Here is a 15907-nt window from a genome sequence, read left to right on the forward strand (position 1 = left end):
TGATACTTCTCACTGTTCAAGAACAGCAAGAATAGCCTTGTATTTAGAATTTCCGTTTTTCTTAGCGGTTTCAGCAACGGAGTGGACGTTCATAAAAGTGTTAGCCCCTTTTTCTGTACGAAAACATCCGCTGACTTTTTGCTTTACCTTTATTTTTCGAATACCTCTTTCGCTGGCATTATTATCATAAGGAACATCTGGGTTTTGCAGGAAGGTAAAAAGATAATCCTTACATTTGAAGAGACCATTTTTGAACTTCTGGAAATCCTCATGCAGATGTGCTACGCTTTCATTTAGCAATCGGTCCAATCTGTCTTTTATAGTGGTTATTGGTATTACTTCAAAGCTTGTAGTCTTACGGATGTGTATCGCCTCTCTAAGAAGTGTACTCACTTTTTTAGACCAGTTCTGCTTAGGGTCAAGTTCAGTAAGGTATTGAATGTTCCTTAACAGATGTGCAATGCATACCTGATGATTCTTTACTTCCATATTGAAATAGCTACCATGTCGATCTGTGACTAATACAGCATTGGGCAATCCATCAGGAAAATGGTTGTTTATAGCCTTCATTCCTCTGGACTTGTCTTGGTATACATAGGTTAACTGATCCGTTTGGAATATCCATGCCCAATTAAGTGCACTATTGACATATAGTCCCGTTTCATCAGCGCCAACAACTGTGGATTCGGCTATGCGCCTGCGAATTTGGTCACAAACAGTTTTTGATTTAGTCCCTATTTTAGTAAGCATGTTCCGCACTGTACCTTGACTAATAGACAAAGAGAAAATTTCTTTGAGTATTTCACAGATACGTTCAAATGAAACACATTGAACATGGCTAAGAAAAGACACCAGAGACTGAATAGTCTTGCCGTATGAAATCCGTTTACTACATTCTTTGGGGAGCGGGCATTTATTAATGTGGCCGCAAGAACAAGTCACATCAAAAGAGCGATGTTCTTTTACTTGGGGACGGGGTAAAGGTATATCAACCACTTGGGAGACTCCGCTACAAATAGACTCAGCCCCAGTCAAAGAACTGCCGCAACATTCACAATAGTCAGATTTATGTTCTTCGATAAAATCAGGAGAAGTGCTCGTTTCTAAAGTAGAGCCGGGATGACCAAATTGACCACCGTTCTTACGGTCTGACTTCTTGCGCAAAGACTGTGTCCGACGGAGGACTTTGGCAGGAAGCGATTCTTGGGAAGGAGGAATACTACTATTATGACTATCCTTATCAGGTCCTTCATATTTGGATAAACGTTTCTTTAATACATGAATCTCTTTATCCTTCTGATCAATAATACGATAAAGACGGCTAATATCAGCACCTTGCTCAGATATAGTTTGCTCCATCGAAGAGAATTTCTCGTTCATCTCCGATAAGAACTTAGATATGTCTGTTACCTGCTCAATCATTGAATGCAAAAGTAATATCTAGGGGATAATAGAGAAAGGGGATTGGCATAAAGTTATCAGATACATTTCAACAGGTAAGAGAGTTTGGATTACTTTTTCAATTTTCAGGAAAAGATACCTGAGTAGTTACATTGTCCGCTCATGTTCACCAGATGTGCTTTATGGGTTAGTCTGTCTACCATTGCAGCGACTAGAACTTTATCTTTTACAATTTCTCCCCATCTGTCAAAAGATAGATTTGTGGTAATGATTGTCGCTTTTTTCCCGGCTCTGAGTGATAGGTGGTTAAACAATAGTTCTCCTCCTTCCTTATCACAACTTACATATCCAAATTCATCACAAATGACCATATCATACTTTTCAAACCTGAGTTCGAGTTGTCTTAGACTCTTCTGTGACCTACATTCCCTTATTTGTGTTAGCAGATGCGGTACAGATGTAAAAAAGACCGTATATCCTTCCATGCACGCCTTGATCCCCAATGCGGTGGCTATATGTGTCTTTCCTGTTCCCGGATTTCCATATAACACCACGTTTCTTCCTTCTTTAACAAATTCAAGTGTTTCCAGTTCAGGTATGACCATCTGTGCGTCTTTAGGCAAATCCTCTCTTATGAGCTCCTGCAAATACTTCATCTGCGGGAATCCGGCTATCCTTACCCGTTGTTTTCTTCGTTTCTCTACCCTTATTTCCATTTCCTTTTCCAGTATGCGTGCAATCAATGTCCTGCATCCCCAGTTCTCCTGCGTTGCCAATGTGATAAAGTCCTCCAGTTCGTTCTGTAGAACATTTATTTTAAGTTCTCTGGCATAGTCTGTAATCATTTCTTTTTCTGACAAGTAGTCCATAACAATATTTTTTTAGTTTAAAGAATCTATTTGAGTTAAAGCCTGTGTGCTGTCCATCATCCTGGTCAGGTCCACAAGGATCCCCATTGCCGCATCCTCTATCTGCCGTGATTGCTGTCGGTGCTCCGGAGCAGGCACATTTTCCCCATTTCCATCCTGCGGCTCATTATTAGCGTGCATAAAGGCTTTAATCTGGTCTGCCGATACCTTGTGTACTCCACGCAGTCTCAAAGCCTCATAGGAACGTATGATATCCTTGTCTGTAAATCCATTCTCTGCGGCATACTGTATTAACAGAACAAAGTCCCTTCCATTATCCTGGAAATGTATCTGGAAGAGTTCCTGTATCTTAGCGGGCATCTGCATGAGTGCCAACGATCCTTGTACCGCCCCCGGCTTGCGCAGCAGGGTACGAGCGTAATGCTCCAACTGTATTTTCCAGTCTGCCACGCCATACACACGTTCATGCGCTGCCACCTTCACCTGCCCATGGAAGATAACAACCTTCTCGCTGTATATCTTGACAGAAACCGTTTTCCCCACTAATGTGTCGGGAACGGAGTAATGGATGTTCTTCATACAGATAGTAGACCACTTATCAACTTTATAATCCTCCATTTGAAAGCATCCCATCTCGTTTATATGTGGCTGCAAGGCTGCCAGATCAGCCGCGAGCGACTCTACCTTGTCCAAGGTGGAGATACTTCCGGCTTGTGTGTTAAGTCCTTCACATACCTCTTGCAGGTGTTTGCCGGCTTCTTCTACCGAGTCGAAATCCATCTTCATACAGAACGCCTTGCGCCTGACATACTCCACGCTACGTTCCACATGTCCTTTTTCCCATCCGGCACGTGCGTTGCAAAAGCGGAAATCAAACCGGTAAAAGGCGCACATACGGCTCAAAGCCTCCGTGGGAGTCTTATCTGTCCCTACGAAGTCCTTGACCGCCACACGCATATTGTCATATACCATGACATAGGGAACTCCCTTGACCTGGCGGAAGAAATTACGGTGTGATTCCATAAAGGCCAGCGTATTCTGATGACGGAACAGATAGGCATAACGCCCATTGCTGTGACTAAAAGTAAACACAGCCAGAAAGAAACGCTGAAGCTTACCATGTATGCGGAGTTTTACCTCTCCCCAGTCGAACTCGCAGTTCTCTCCCGGGATATAGTACTGCCGGATAAAAGCCTCTTCCCGTTTACGGGACTTTTGAGTATCAATCCCCGTGATATACTTGCATACGCTCGGATAGCTGACTGAGAATCCTCGTGAAAGAAGAAGATTGTGAATATCCTTCTTTAACATACATTGCTTCTTTAGACCACTGGCACGTTTGCTGGCATTTTTAGCTAAGCAATCATCTATAATGGATTGTACCTGTCCTGTGATTACTCTACGGCTACGTTTAGAGCTATCATACCGGGGCGCAGTAGTCAAAATTGTCTCTAAACTTACTGAAGGAGTATCAGAAGACAATGTACTCTCATACTCCTGGATTACCTTATGTACCGTTTTACGGCTGATGTCCAGTTCGCGGGCAATGGCACGTTTGCTGAGCCCACGACTTCTATACAAATGAATTATGGTTTGTTTATCCACCATGGTTATCATGTTTATACTTCCTTATTGGTTGAACCACAAAGGAAGTGGTTATATTAATAAATCTTAATATAGAGCATGTAATTACGATAGGGAAATAGTAAAAAACAGACTCCATTTACTAACCTAGTGGTATACTTTTCAATTATTATGGTGGACTACTTTTGGGTTATTATTTACATCCTTAAAAAGAAGATGGTTTCCGAACGGTTGGAAAACGTCAGGGACTTGTTTGTCTTTTCCTGTTTCACAGGTTTGGCTTATATTGATGTCGCCAACCTTACCCAAGAGAATGTTCGCAAATCCTTTGACGGTAAGTTATGGATAATCACCAAACGCCAAAAGACCAATACGGACGTAAATGTTCCCTTGCTGGATATTCCCAAAATGATATTGAAGAAGTATAAGGGCAAGCTGCCGAACGGTAAGATACTTCCGGTAATCAGTAATCAAAAACTTAACGCCTACTTGAAAGAAATAGCGGACGTTTGCGGGATTAAAAAGAACTTGACATTTCACCTTGCCCGCCATACATTTGCGACCACAACCACGCTTGCAAAGGGCGTTCCCATCGAAACGGTCAGCAAAATGCTGGGACACACCAATATAGAAACCACGCAAATTTACGCCCGCATTACCAATAATAAGATAGGTAACGATATGCAGGGACTTGATAAGAAATTTGTCGGTATCGAGAAGATTTATAAAGAAGCCCTGTAACCATTCAAACAAGGAACTTGCCGTTAAAACGGCAGGTTCTCTACCTTATTATTACTCACTTTAAAACAAATAAGCACATGAAAAGACAGTATCATAAAGAGTATCTGACCCGTGAAGAACTAACCGCCTTTTTAAAGGCTAAACTTTCTTCCGAACGTCTTGAAAAAGTCCGTGATGTTTTTGTATTCTCCTGCTTCACCGGGCTGGTTTATGAAGATTTAAAAAAGCTACGTGCAGAGCAACTTATGACGTTACCCAGTGGTAGCCACTATTTGCGAATATATGTTCCTATGACCCGTTTTCCCCGTACTATTCCCCTGTTGGATATTCCTTACAATACAAAGCATATCATTCGCTAATATTTGTGCTGCTTTGTGGTCGTAACAAGTGGAAAATTCCGGGTCACGGTCATAAGGTACACAATTCGGACACAGCTTAAAATCAATATGCCCCCGTACAAAATAATGACTATCTAAGTGGGTCGCTTTAGAACGGTAATATTGGTAAAAATCCAAATTACTTTCAAAATAGGAAGTCAATTCATCCAATCTGTCGTTATAATACTTTTTTAAGACTTCAATGCTTCCATGCGGTTTTCGCATTTCGGTATTGTAAATCTCTGTAAAGTATAATAATCTACTCAATACTTCCGGTTTGATGTGTTTGAAGAAATAAATTTCTTCTTCCTTGTTACTGAAAGGATGATTGACAATATAAGTTCTCATATCTTCGAGTGACCGTTGCAGAAACTCTACGACATCGAGAACTACCTCTATTGAAATATTCCAGTTATCAACATCTATTTTTTCATAGATAGTACAGTCTATGTTTTTTATAAATTCTTCAAAATTAATTTCATTGTTCATGTTATTACGGTTGTCTTAATGCCGAAAAATGTATCTTTATTCTGACTTTTGTAAAAGGCAGAATGCCGGAAACGTTAGGAACAAACATTTCCAGCACCAAGCCTTTTTACGATAAAGTTAGATTAGGACTTTTGCCCTATTGTTATTTTGTAGCCGGAAACCAGCTTCGTGTGTTATTGGCAATCCTTACTAACATCAACATCACCGGAACTTCGACCAGCACGCCCACCACCGTAGCCAATGCAGCCCCGGATTGTAAACCAAAAAGAGAAATAGCCACAGCAACCGCCAATTCAAAGAAATTACTTGCCCCAATCATTCCGGCAGGTGCGGCAACATCATGGGGTAATTTCCACCATTTCGCCCAACCGTAAGCAACGAAGAATATCAGAACCGTTTGCAACACAAGCGGAACTGCAATCAATAAGATATGCAGGGGATTGTTCAGTATCGTTTCTCCTTGAAATGAAAACAGGATAATAAGCGTTAATAGCAATCCACCTACCGTATAATTATTAAATTTCTTAATAAATACGTTATTGAAATATTCCACACCTTTGCGGCGGATAACCATTATTCGGGTAATGACCCCGGCAACAAGTGGTATCACAACAAACAGCCCTACGGATAGCAACAGAGTGTCCCACGGGATAGATACGCCGCCAACTCCCAGCAGGAAAGCAACGATAGGGGCAAACGCTACCAATATGATTAAATCGTTCACTGCCACTTGTACCAGTGTATAAGCGGCATCCCCTTTAGTAAGGTAACTCCACACGAACACCATAGCTGTACAAGGTGCAGCCCCCAATAATACCGCCCCGGCTAAATATTCTTCGGCTAATCCGGCAGGTATAAAGGCTTTGAAAACCACATAGAAGAACAAATAAGCTATTCCGAACATGGTAAATGGCTTTATCAGCCAATTTGTAACGCAAGTGACTATTATTCCTTTCGGACGCTTGCCGACATTCTTAACACTTTGAAAATCCACTTTTAGCATCATCGGATAAATCATTAACCAAATCAGGATTGCCACGGGTATAGACACGTTGGCATATTCAAATTTGCTTAATGTTTGCGGAATTGCCGGAAGCCATTGTCCCACAGCAATTCCAATAATGATGCACAAGGCAACCCAGATAGTCAGGTATTTTTCAAAAAATCCAATTCCTTGTTTCTTTTCCATAACAACAACTATTTAGCTTAATTGTGGTCTTAATTCTTTCAGGTAGAAGTCATAGAAACGGGCTTTTATTTCATCCCGTACCCGATGAAATTCACTGTTTATAAACTCCGGCGTTCCGGTTGCTTCCGAGGGGTCGTCAAATCCTATATGCAGCCTGTTTCTTACTTTACCCGTAAACATCGGGCAGCTTTCGTTTGCCCCACCGCAGACCGTAATAACATAGTCCCATTCCTGCCCTATATATAGGTTTACACTTTTAGGGGTATGGTGGGTTAAATCTATACCCATTTCATCCATAACCTTTACCGCCATCGGATTAACCTTTTCAGCAGGTTTTGTTCCTGCTGAAAAGACATCCAGTTTATTGTCAAATGATTGTAGAAAGCCATGTGCCATTTGGCTGCGGCAGCTATTCCCTGTACAAAGAATTAAAATCTTCATGTTTTTAGTTATTTTTCCAAGCTATCAGGGCGGCATTTCCCTTTGACAATTCTTCTACTTTCTTAATCCAAATCAATTCATTTTGCGCCTTTGCCCGCAAGAAAGAATTTTCGGTGTCAGTTAATGACAAGCAAGCATTCACGACCCACCATTTATTATTAATCCCGGCACGTTGTAAATCCATTTGCAAACGTTCGGCTTCAAATACGGGTGTTGCTTCGGGCAGGGTCACAATAACGACTTCTGTTTCCTGCTGGTTTCTCAAACGTGGTAACAGCTTTCTTACGGAAGCGGGAGTGTCGCCATGTGTACGTTGTACTTCTTTATGGTAACTTTCCGTTGCATCCAGCAATAACAAAGTGTGTCCGGTAGGTGCGGTGTCAATTACTACGACTTCATTTTCTGCTTTATCGACAATTTCAGCGAAAGCCCGGAATACTGCAATTTCCTGCGTACACGGTGAACGTAAATCTTCCTCTATATATTCCATATCTTCGGCTGTCATTGTTTCCGCAGCTTTACTGCGAACCTCGTTTTTATAGGCTTCCAACACTTCCGCTTCGTCAATCCGGCTTACCGTAATGCCAGCCTGAACAGCAAGGTTATAATTCAGATGGTTTGCCGGGTCAGTGGTGGTAAGATGCACCTTTGCACCCAGTTTTGTTAATTTCAGGGCTATTTCAGTGGCTAACGTGGTTTTTCCCACGCCGCCTTTTCCCATAGTAAAAACAACCCTTTTTCCTGATTGATAGAGGTCGTTTACCAGTTCATCCATCCCTTTGGCATCGGTAATCCGCTGATAGTTCACATCATTTGTTAAGTTATCATTGTAAAGCATCCGGCGGATATTTGCAATATTAGATAAATTGTATGACCGTAAAGGAACATAATAAGACGGATATTCCAGCAGTTCCGCAGGGGTCTGTTTCAGGGCATTTTGCTGCCTGTCATATATCTGTTTCGATACGTTATCGGCTTCATCTAATTGCAGCAAAAGCCCGTTGATTACCAATAGCTGGTTTTTAATTCCCAGTAATTGCAATTCATGTGAAGAACGGGCGGCTTCTTTTAATGGTGCGATTTCAGGACGGCTAACCAATACTAAGCGGGTTGCGTTTGCATCCGAAAGTGTTTCAACTGCCTGCTTATAGATACCTTTCCGTTCTTCCAAACCGGATAATTGACCTAAGCAAGATGCACCGTGCGTACTCTCACTAATAAATGTACTCCACGCTGATGGTAGTTGTAACATTCGTAACGTGTGTCCCGTGGGGGCTGTATCAAAGATAATATGGTCGTATTCTTTTGCTTTATCGGCATCCGTGATAAAATCGGAAAACTGGTTGAAAGCCGCAATTTCTACCGTACAAGAGCCTGAAAGTTGTTCTTCCATATTCTGAATTACACTTTCGGGCAGTTGTCCCCGGAAAGGAGCAATAACGCTTTCCCTGTATTCGGCTGCGGCTTGTTCCGGGTCGAGATTAACGACCGTTAAGCCGGGTACTTCTTGAATATCCGTGCCGTGTCCGTTCAGTGTTTGATTAAACACATCTTGCAGGTTTGAAGCCGGGTCTGTACTGATAAGAAGTATTTTCTTTCCATTATCTGCCAAGCCTACCGCAGTAGCACAAGCAATCGAAGTTTTTCCTACACCGCCCTTTCCGGTGAAGAAAAGGTATTTCGTCAAATCTATATCTGATAAATTAAATGTTTTCATTTTTATATAATTAGCTGGTGAATACTCATTTTACTGGCATAAAATCCAAATTGATACCCGTCCATTCACTCATTTGTTTGGTGGTAGGATAGGTTTTTGAAACAGCGATTTCGCCGTCCACTAAAGTAATAGGCAGTGCATCCGCCCCATGTTTTTGCAGATGCTCGTTTACTGTTTTATTACTTACATACACTTGCGGTTCGTCACGTAAATTGTGACGGGTAACGATGATACCCTGTTTCTTCAATGTTTCAATAACAACCGCAATACGCATTAATTCAGGGTCAATATTTGTTCCACAAAGACCCGTAGGGCAACACATTGCCGGGTCGAAAATTTCTATCTTTTTCATACTGTTTTTATTTAAAATGATACTCTATGTTTATTTATAGATAAAAGACTATTGCATAATAAATTCCTACCGCAATAAAGAGGATGGCAACTATTTTACGAAACCATTTCTCGAATATTTGCATCCGGTTATAAAACTTACCCAGTCCGGCAACACTGTACGCTAAAATCCATGCAACAAGGATTACGGGTAATCCCGTAGCAATAGCGTAAATTACAGGTAAGAGATACCCACCCGTTTCCGCTGCTGACAAAGGCATAAGCATACCGAAATAAAATACTCCACTGGTAGGACAAAAAGCAAGGGCGAATAAAATACCCAATAGCATAGCCCCCCAACCGCCTTTAGTCCTCTTTTTCAAACTTTCACCGCCGATATTGATTTTCGGTAGATTGAGTTTTATTATATCGAGCATAAATATTCCAATGATGATTAACGCCGGAGCAATCAGCATTTCCCCGTACTTGCTTACGGCTTTTTGAACCATAAACATACTTGCTCCCTCACGGAGAATAGGGATAAGGATAAAGCCAAGAACCGTATAGCTTACTATTCTGCCGAAAGTATAAAGCAATCCGTTTATAAATATCCGGTGATGGTTTTCTATGTCCTTACTAATAAATCCTATTGCCGTTATGTTGGTCGCTAACGGACACGGGCTGACCGCCGTTAAAATCCCCAATATAAAAGCTGTAATAGCAGGAATAGAACTGTTATCTAATAGCGATTGAAGAAAATCCATCTTACAACTGTTTTAACAATTCGTCAATCTTGCTTTTAATTCCCTCTTTAAACTTGTCCGGTGCATTTTTCGCATTGGAAAAACTAAACTCGGTCATGTTGTTTACATTCTCTTTGCCGTCTTTCCAGCCGTTTACAAACAAAGACGACCATGTAACTTCGTACTTGTCTGCAATCGCTTCATTTTCTTTCTTTGAAATATCTATCACTTTATAGATAATTTTACCGTCTGCTTTTTCTTTTGAATAAAGACTATCCAAAAGGGCTACTGTATTTGTTTCTATCGCCCGGCAAGTGATACACCGTTGCGCTCCATGAAAATAAAGAACCTCTATGCGGTTAGACTGTATTTCTTCCGCTTGGTTTTCTCCGGTCTTTTTCTTTGAACCGTTACCACAGGAAACTAAGACCAGCGTTGCAATCAGTAGATAAAATAATTTTCTCATAGTTCATTTTTATTTGGTTATCAACTCTTTCACTTCTGCAAGGGATAACTTTTTCCCGGCTGATACGACTTTCTCGTCAATCACCAAAGCCGGAAGCCCTAAAATGTTATACTCCATGATTTTCAATAAATCTTCCTCTTTGATAAGGGTTGCATCGCAACCTAATTCTGAAATAGCTTGTTTGGTAGTTTCGTACAAGGCTTTACAGCTTGAACACCCAGTTCCTAATACTTTAATTTCCATTATCATTCTACTTTAAAGTTAATATAATAATCGTAGTTCGTAGAACTACGAACAATTATTCCAAAAAAAAGGTACTGCTATTCACAGCACGATGTACCTTTACATTTACAGTCCCCTAAAAAAGCTGCAAACAATTTTCGGGCAAGTTCCCAGTTCTCCCGGTTTATACAATACCGGACTTTGGGCGTTTCTATTTCCCCCTGAATTAAGCCAGCTTCTTTCAATTCTTTCAAATGCTGCGAAACGGTTGCTTTAGCAATAGGTAGTTCTTCGTGAATATCACCGAAGAAGCAACTATCTTGTTTTGCCAAGAAAGCAAGAATAGCCATCCGTGCCGGATGTCCCATTGCTTTGGCAAACCGAGCAATCTGTTCCTGCTCTGTTGTGTACTGTTTCTCTTTCACTCCAATTCTCCTTTCTTCTTTGTTGTTCGCAAAACTACGAACAATATTTTGAATAGCCAAATAATACGGCATATTTTTTCGGATAGGTGCAAGGTGCAAGTATATATCTATATATATAGCTTGCACCTTGCACCTAAGCTGAAACATTTATATACAGAGATTTGCGTAATTAAAAAATGTGTTGTATCTTTGAACCCGTGAGATAGGCAGACAAACAGCGGACAAAGCCGGACAAATAACCCTGCAAAAATCGTTACTGTTTCGTTACCTATTTGAAATTTTGGAAAATAAAAAGCTGATTTATAGGCGGTTAGATGTTTGGGTTCAATACCCTGTCTCTCCGCTAGAAAGCAGCTTTTTGCTGCTTTCTGTTTTTATGGAGAGTTTTTTCTCTAGTTGGTAATTGTAAGGAGAGGTGCTCGAGTGGTTGAAGAGGCACGCCTGGAAAGCGTGTATACCCCTAAAGGGTATCACGAGTTCGAATCTCGTTCTCTCCGCATCATTTTTTTACATTTTAATATTAATGAACGGCTGTTTTGACTTATCAAGGCAGCCGTTTGTTTTATATTGTTTTCGGGAATTCGGTTATTCCAATTCTTCAATAATCTTCTTTACATCTACCGGTTGTAATCGACCATATACCTTCTCGCCGATCATCACTACCGGAGCCAGTCCGCAGGCGCCTACACAACGCAGACAGTCTAATGAGAACTTTCCGTCCGGGGTAGTGTCACCGACTTCGATACCTAATACACGTTTGAACTCTTCCAGCAGTTTTTCTGAACCACGTACATAACAAGCTGTACCCATGCAAACAGAGATGGAATGTTTTCCTTTGGGAGTCATGGTAAAGAAAGTATAGAAAGTGACGACACCATACACTTTCGATACGGGAATTCCAAGTTTGGAAGCGATAATCCGTTGCGTTTCCTCGGGTAGATACCCTTGCAAATGCTGTGCCTCATGCAAAATATTGATAAGTTCGCCCGGTTTGTTTCCATGCTTGTCGCAGATCGTTTTGATTTGCTCTGCCATGTCACAGGCTAGTTTGATATCTGACATAATACTCTTCATTTATAAAGTTAATCAATCGCTTTGTTGAAATAATGCGTATGCAGGAGAGTTTCCGATTTCTCACCCAGCGGTTTGCCGAGATAATCCTCGTATAATGTCTTGATATACGGATTCTCGTGCGATTTGCGCAAAGGTTTGTTGGCGTCTTCACGGTAAAGTGCGTTGGCGCGTGCATAGAGTATTTCCGAGTTGCCGTGATGCAAAGGCTGCCCGCCGCCACCGATACAGCCTCCGGGGCAAGCCATAATTTCGATTACATGATATTCGTTGTGCCCGTTCCGTATATCTTCCAGTAGATGACGAGCGTTGCCTAGTCCGTGTGCGATGCCTACTTTTAATTCAAATCCGTTTAGGTTAATGGTAGCACGACGGACGCCATTTAGTCCGCGTACCTGTTCGAAATTTACATTTTTCAAAGGTTCTCCGGTATAGATTTCATAGACAGAACGGAGGGCGGCTTCCATTACACCACCTGTTGTTCCGAAAATGACACCGGCACCTGTCGATTCACCCATCGGGTTGTCGAATGGGCTGTCCAGTACGAGAGGGAACCCGATATTGGCACGTTTAATTAGTCGTGCCAGTTCACGGGTAGAGATAGAATAATCCACATCGGGGATACCGTTCACTTTGAATTCATCACGTGCACATTCGTACTTTTTAGCCAGACAAGGCATGATAGATACGACAACCAGTTTTTCTCTGGGTATGCCCATTTTCTCCGCCCAATAGGATTTGGCAATGGAACCGAACATCTGTTGTGGGGAGCGGGCGGTGGACGGAATGTCCAGCATGTCCGGGAAATGATGTTCGAAGAAGTTGACCCATGCCGGACAGCAGGAAGTCAGGATAGGTAATCGTACGGATTTATCTCCGTTGAGATAACGTGTCAGGCGGTTCAGAATTTCAGAACCCTCTTCCATAATGGTAAGGTCGGCTGCAAAATCAGTATCGAATACATAGTCGAATCCCAGTTCGCGAAGTGCATACACCATTTTTCCGGTTACCAGAGTGCCGGGAGGAAATCCGAATTCTTCACCTAGGGCCGCCCGTACGGCAGGTGCGGTCTGCACAATCACTACTTTGTCCGGATTAGCCAGATCGTCGAGCAGACGGTTGGTGTAGTCACGTTCTGTTAATGCGCCTACGGGACAGACAGCCACGCACTGACCGCAGTAAGTACATTCACTTTCCGTCATCATTCGGTCAAAGGCAGGAGCGATGGTTGTATTGAATCCGCGACGGATGGCACCCAATGCTCCGACCGTCTGTACATCATTGCAAACACTTTCACAACGGCGACAGAAAATGCATTTATCCATATTACGGACGATAGAAGCGGTAATTTCCCGTTTGCGGGGGGACAGCTCACCGCCATTGAAAGGCATTTCGCGAATGTTGAAACGCAGTGCTAACGTTTGGAGCTCGCAGTTGCCGCATTTAGGGCAAGTGAGGCAGTCATTGGGGTGATCCGAAAGGATCAGTTCAGCCACCACTTTGCGAGCGTTCATTACGCGCAGGGTACTGGTTTTTACTACCATGCCCTCCGTGCAACGGGTAGCGCAGGCAGGATCCAGGTTGCGCCGTCCCATCACTTCAACCACACAAATACGGCAGGAAGCCGGATTATTTTTTATACAGGTTCCTTTCAGGTCGATATGACACAGCGTAGGTATATTGATACCGATTTTGATAGCGGCTTCAAGAATAGTGCTTCCCTCGGGCACAGTGATGAAATGACCGTCTATCTGGAGAGTAATTTGTTTTTCTTCCATAGTAAATAAGATTTTAGCAGACAAGAATAGCGTTGAATTTGCAGCGTGCCATGCACATGCCGCACTTGATACATTTATCAGGAGCAATGACATGTGGCTTGCGCACCAGCCCGCTGATAGCATCCGCCGGACAGTTTTTGGCGCATAGATGACAACCAATGCAACGTTCCGGACTGATGGTATATGTTAATAGTGATTTACATTGCTTGGAACGACAAGTCTTATCCCGTACGTGTTCCATATATTCATCGTAGAAGTTATCCAATGTGGATAAAACGGGATTCGGAGAGGTTTGTCCCAGTCCGCAGAGGGCCGTATCTTTGATGACTTGTCCCAAAGTGGCAAGTGTGTCCAGGTCTTTTTCTGTGCCTTTTCCTTCTGTAATCTTGTTCAGTAGTTCCAACAGACGTTTGTTTCCAATGCGGCAAGGTGTGCATTTCCCGCAGGACTCTTCCACTGTAAAATCCAGATAAAAGCGGGCTACGGATACCATGCAGTCGTCCTCATCCATGACAATCATCCCTCCTGAACCCATCATGGAACCGGCCGAGAGAAGGTTGTCAAAGTCAATGGGAGTGTCCAGATGTTTTTCTGTCAGACAGCCGCCTGACGGTCCTCCTGTTTGTACAGCTTTGAACTTCTTTCCGCCTTTGATGCCTCCTCCGATTTCGTAGATTACTTCCCGAAGAGTAGTTCCCATCGGCACTTCGATCAGTCCGACATTATTAATCTTTCCGGCAAGAGCAAACACTTTGGTTCCTTTGGAACGTTCTGTGCCAATCGTTGCAAACCAGTCGGCTCCTTTGGTTAGAATAATGGGAATATTGGCAAGCGTTTCCACATTATTTACATTGGTTGGTTTTCCCAGATAACCGGATTCGGCAGGGAAGGGAGGTTTCAGAGTCGGCTCTCCCCGTTTTCCTTCCATCGAATGAATAAGGGCAGTTTCTTCTCCGCAGACAAAAGCTCCGGCTCCGTATCGTATTTCTATGTCGAAACTGAAATCTGTTCCTAAGATATGATCCCCCAGTAATCCGTATTCGCGTGCCTGATTGATAGCTGTTTTCAGTCGGTTGATAGCTAACGGATATTCGGCACGGATATATACTAATCCTTTGGTAGACCCGATGGAATAACCGCAGACACACATCGCTTCTACAATCGAATGTGGGTCGCCCTCCATAATGGAACGGTCCATGAATGCACCGGGATCTCCTTCGTCGGCGTTACAAACCACGTATTTGACATCCGACTGTTGTTTGTTGGCAAATTCCCATTTCAGTCCCGTCGGGAAACCGCCACCGCCACGTCCGCGAAGTCCCGAACGTTTGATAATATCAATAACGTCCGTCGGCTGTTTGTTAAGCAGGCAATCGGCCAATGCAAAGTATCCTTCACGGGCGATATACTCTTCAATATTTTCGGGATCGATAAAACCACAGTTACGCAATGCGATGCGGAGTTGTTTCCGGTAGAAATCCATGTGCTTGGAGTCGCTGACGGTATGTTCCGTTTTAGGATCTACATACAGCAACCGTTCGATTCTTCGTCCTCCGATGATATGCTCGTTGATGATTTCTTCCGCATCTTCGGGAGTGACTTGGGTGTAAAAGGTATTATCGGGGATAATTTTCACGATAGGACCTTTTTCACAGAAGCCGAAACAGCCTACGGTGATGACTTCTACTTTGTCGGTGATTTCGTTCTTTTTAATGGCTTTTAGAAGATTGTCTGTAATACCCTGGCTGGAAGATGCCTTACAGCCTGTACCACCGCAGATCAGAATCTGAAGATGTTGCGCACCGGATGCCAGTCCGTAACACTTTTCAGTCACCTTTTCATTGCTTTCTTCGCGCAATGAAAGATTGTGCTTTGCTCTCTTCCTGATTGTTGCCAAATCATGGATAGATAAAATTTTCATAAGTATCAGAATTGTTAGTCGGTTTTTTGCAAATATAATTCTTTGTTTGAAATAACAGCGTAGTCTCGTACAAATAAAATTGATCTTCGACGGAGGATTTAGGTAAATAAATCTCTATCTTCGTATTTAATAGGTATCAAACC

16 protein-coding genes, 1 tRNA gene and 1 pseudogene are annotated in these 15907 nt (G+C 42.5%); 3 read left to right on the plus strand and 15 right to left on the minus strand.

Translation table 11 applies throughout. The features are described from left to right. Nucleotides 1-9 precede the first annotated feature (9 nt). The 3 genes from tnpC to istA all read right to left on the minus strand — a co-directional run bounded on the left by tnpC (nt 10) and on the right by istA (nt 3878). Complete coding sequence (gene tnpC / locus CJF29_RS07985) at nt 10-1422, minus strand: IS66 family transposase (RefSeq protein WP_229112578.1); 1413 nt, start codon at nt 1420-1422, stop codon at nt 10-12. A gap of 104 nt (nt 1423-1526) precedes the next feature. Then, nucleotides 1527-2270, minus strand: coding sequence for an IS21-like element helper ATPase IstB (istB, locus tag CJF29_RS07990; RefSeq protein ID WP_413544535.1), 744 nt, complete (start codon nt 2268-2270; stop codon nt 1527-1529). A 12-nt stretch (nt 2271-2282) separates the two neighbouring features. Continuing rightward, on the minus strand, nt 2283-3878 hold the full coding sequence (istA, locus tag CJF29_RS07995) for an IS21 family transposase (protein ID WP_369689161.1): 1596 nt from the start codon (nt 3876-3878) through the stop codon (nt 2283-2285). A gap of 177 nt (nt 3879-4055) precedes the next feature. On the opposite strand from istA, the pseudogene CJF29_RS08000 reads away from it, so the two are divergent. Together CJF29_RS08000 and CJF29_RS08005 are read left to right on the plus strand one after the other, a co-directional pair. Beyond that, nucleotides 4056-4595: pseudogene (locus CJF29_RS08000) on the plus strand (site-specific integrase); the annotation flags it as partial. Between the two features lie 77 nt (nt 4596-4672). After that, nucleotides 4673-4954 carry a hypothetical protein gene (locus CJF29_RS08005; RefSeq protein ID WP_229092282.1) on the plus strand — a complete coding sequence of 94 codons (282 nt, stop codon included), beginning with the start codon at nt 4673-4675 and terminating at the stop codon, nt 4952-4954. On the opposite strand, the gene CJF29_RS08010 is transcribed toward CJF29_RS08005, so the two are convergent. From CJF29_RS08010 to CJF29_RS08050, 9 genes are all read right to left on the minus strand, one after another. After that, the gene (locus CJF29_RS08010; protein ID WP_317192808.1) at nt 4847-5461 is read right to left on the minus strand and encodes an RteC domain-containing protein; all 615 of its coding nucleotides are present in this window, start codon (nt 5459-5461) and stop codon (nt 4847-4849) included. The genes CJF29_RS08005 and CJF29_RS08010 overlap by 108 nt on opposite strands. Before the next feature lie 142 nt (nt 5462-5603). Continuing rightward, entirely contained in the window at nt 5604-6650 is a 1047-nt protein-coding gene (gene arsB, locus CJF29_RS08015) for an ACR3 family arsenite efflux transporter (protein WP_074556329.1), read from the minus strand. 12 nt (nt 6651-6662) lie between these two features. After that, complete coding sequence (locus tag CJF29_RS08020; RefSeq protein WP_074556330.1) at nt 6663-7091, minus strand: arsenate reductase ArsC; 429 nt, start codon at nt 7089-7091, stop codon at nt 6663-6665. 4 nt (nt 7092-7095) lie between these two features. Next, entirely contained in the window at nt 7096-8808 is a 1713-nt protein-coding gene (gene arsA, locus CJF29_RS08025) for an arsenical pump-driving ATPase (RefSeq protein WP_074556331.1), read from the minus strand. Between the two features lie 25 nt (nt 8809-8833). Beyond that, nucleotides 8834-9160: an arsenite efflux transporter metallochaperone ArsD gene (gene arsD, locus CJF29_RS08030; RefSeq protein WP_005655270.1), complete on the minus strand. Its 327-nt coding sequence runs from the start codon at nt 9158-9160 to the stop codon at nt 8834-8836. 34 nt (nt 9161-9194) lie between these two features. Continuing rightward, a complete protein-coding gene (locus CJF29_RS08035) occupies nt 9195-9902 on the minus strand; it encodes an aromatic aminobenezylarsenical efflux permease ArsG family transporter (RefSeq protein ID WP_074556332.1) in 708 nt (235 codons plus the stop codon). 1 nt (nt 9903) lies between these two features. Then, entirely contained in the window at nt 9904-10347 is a 444-nt protein-coding gene (locus CJF29_RS08040; protein ID WP_007665414.1) for a nitrophenyl compound nitroreductase subunit ArsF family protein, read from the minus strand. Between the two features lie 9 nt (nt 10348-10356). Beyond that, on the minus strand, nt 10357-10590 hold the full coding sequence (locus CJF29_RS08045; RefSeq protein WP_005800948.1) for a thioredoxin family protein: 234 nt from the start codon (nt 10588-10590) through the stop codon (nt 10357-10359). Nucleotides 10591-10667: 77 nt separating this feature from the next. Continuing rightward, nucleotides 10668-10994, minus strand: coding sequence for an ArsR/SmtB family transcription factor (locus tag CJF29_RS08050; RefSeq protein ID WP_005800946.1), 327 nt, complete (start codon nt 10992-10994; stop codon nt 10668-10670). Nucleotides 10995-11403: 409 nt separating this feature from the next. Between CJF29_RS08050 and CJF29_RS08055 the strand changes: the two genes are divergently transcribed. Beyond that, nucleotides 11404-11491: transfer RNA gene (locus CJF29_RS08055), tRNA-Ser, on the plus strand. 88 nt (nt 11492-11579) lie between these two features. On the opposite strand, the gene nuoE is transcribed toward CJF29_RS08055, so the two are convergent. From nuoE to nuoF, 3 genes are read right to left on the minus strand one after another with little or no spacing between them, the layout of a single operon-like run. After that, on the minus strand, nt 11580-12056 hold the full coding sequence (gene nuoE, locus CJF29_RS08060; RefSeq protein ID WP_074556333.1) for an NADH-quinone oxidoreductase subunit NuoE: 477 nt from the start codon (nt 12054-12056) through the stop codon (nt 11580-11582). Nucleotides 12057-12076: 20 nt separating this feature from the next. Next, the gene (locus CJF29_RS08065; protein WP_099146633.1) at nt 12077-13843 is read right to left on the minus strand and encodes an NADH-dependent [FeFe] hydrogenase, group A6; all 1767 of its coding nucleotides are present in this window, start codon (nt 13841-13843) and stop codon (nt 12077-12079) included. A gap of 13 nt (nt 13844-13856) precedes the next feature. Then, complete coding sequence (nuoF, locus tag CJF29_RS08070) at nt 13857-15764, minus strand: NADH-quinone oxidoreductase subunit NuoF (protein ID WP_008648461.1); 1908 nt, start codon at nt 15762-15764, stop codon at nt 13857-13859. Nucleotides 15765-15907: the final 143 nt, after the last annotated feature.

The organism is Bacteroides celer (assembly GCF_002632415.2).
Classification (GTDB): domain Bacteria; phylum Bacteroidota; class Bacteroidia; order Bacteroidales; family Bacteroidaceae; genus Bacteroides.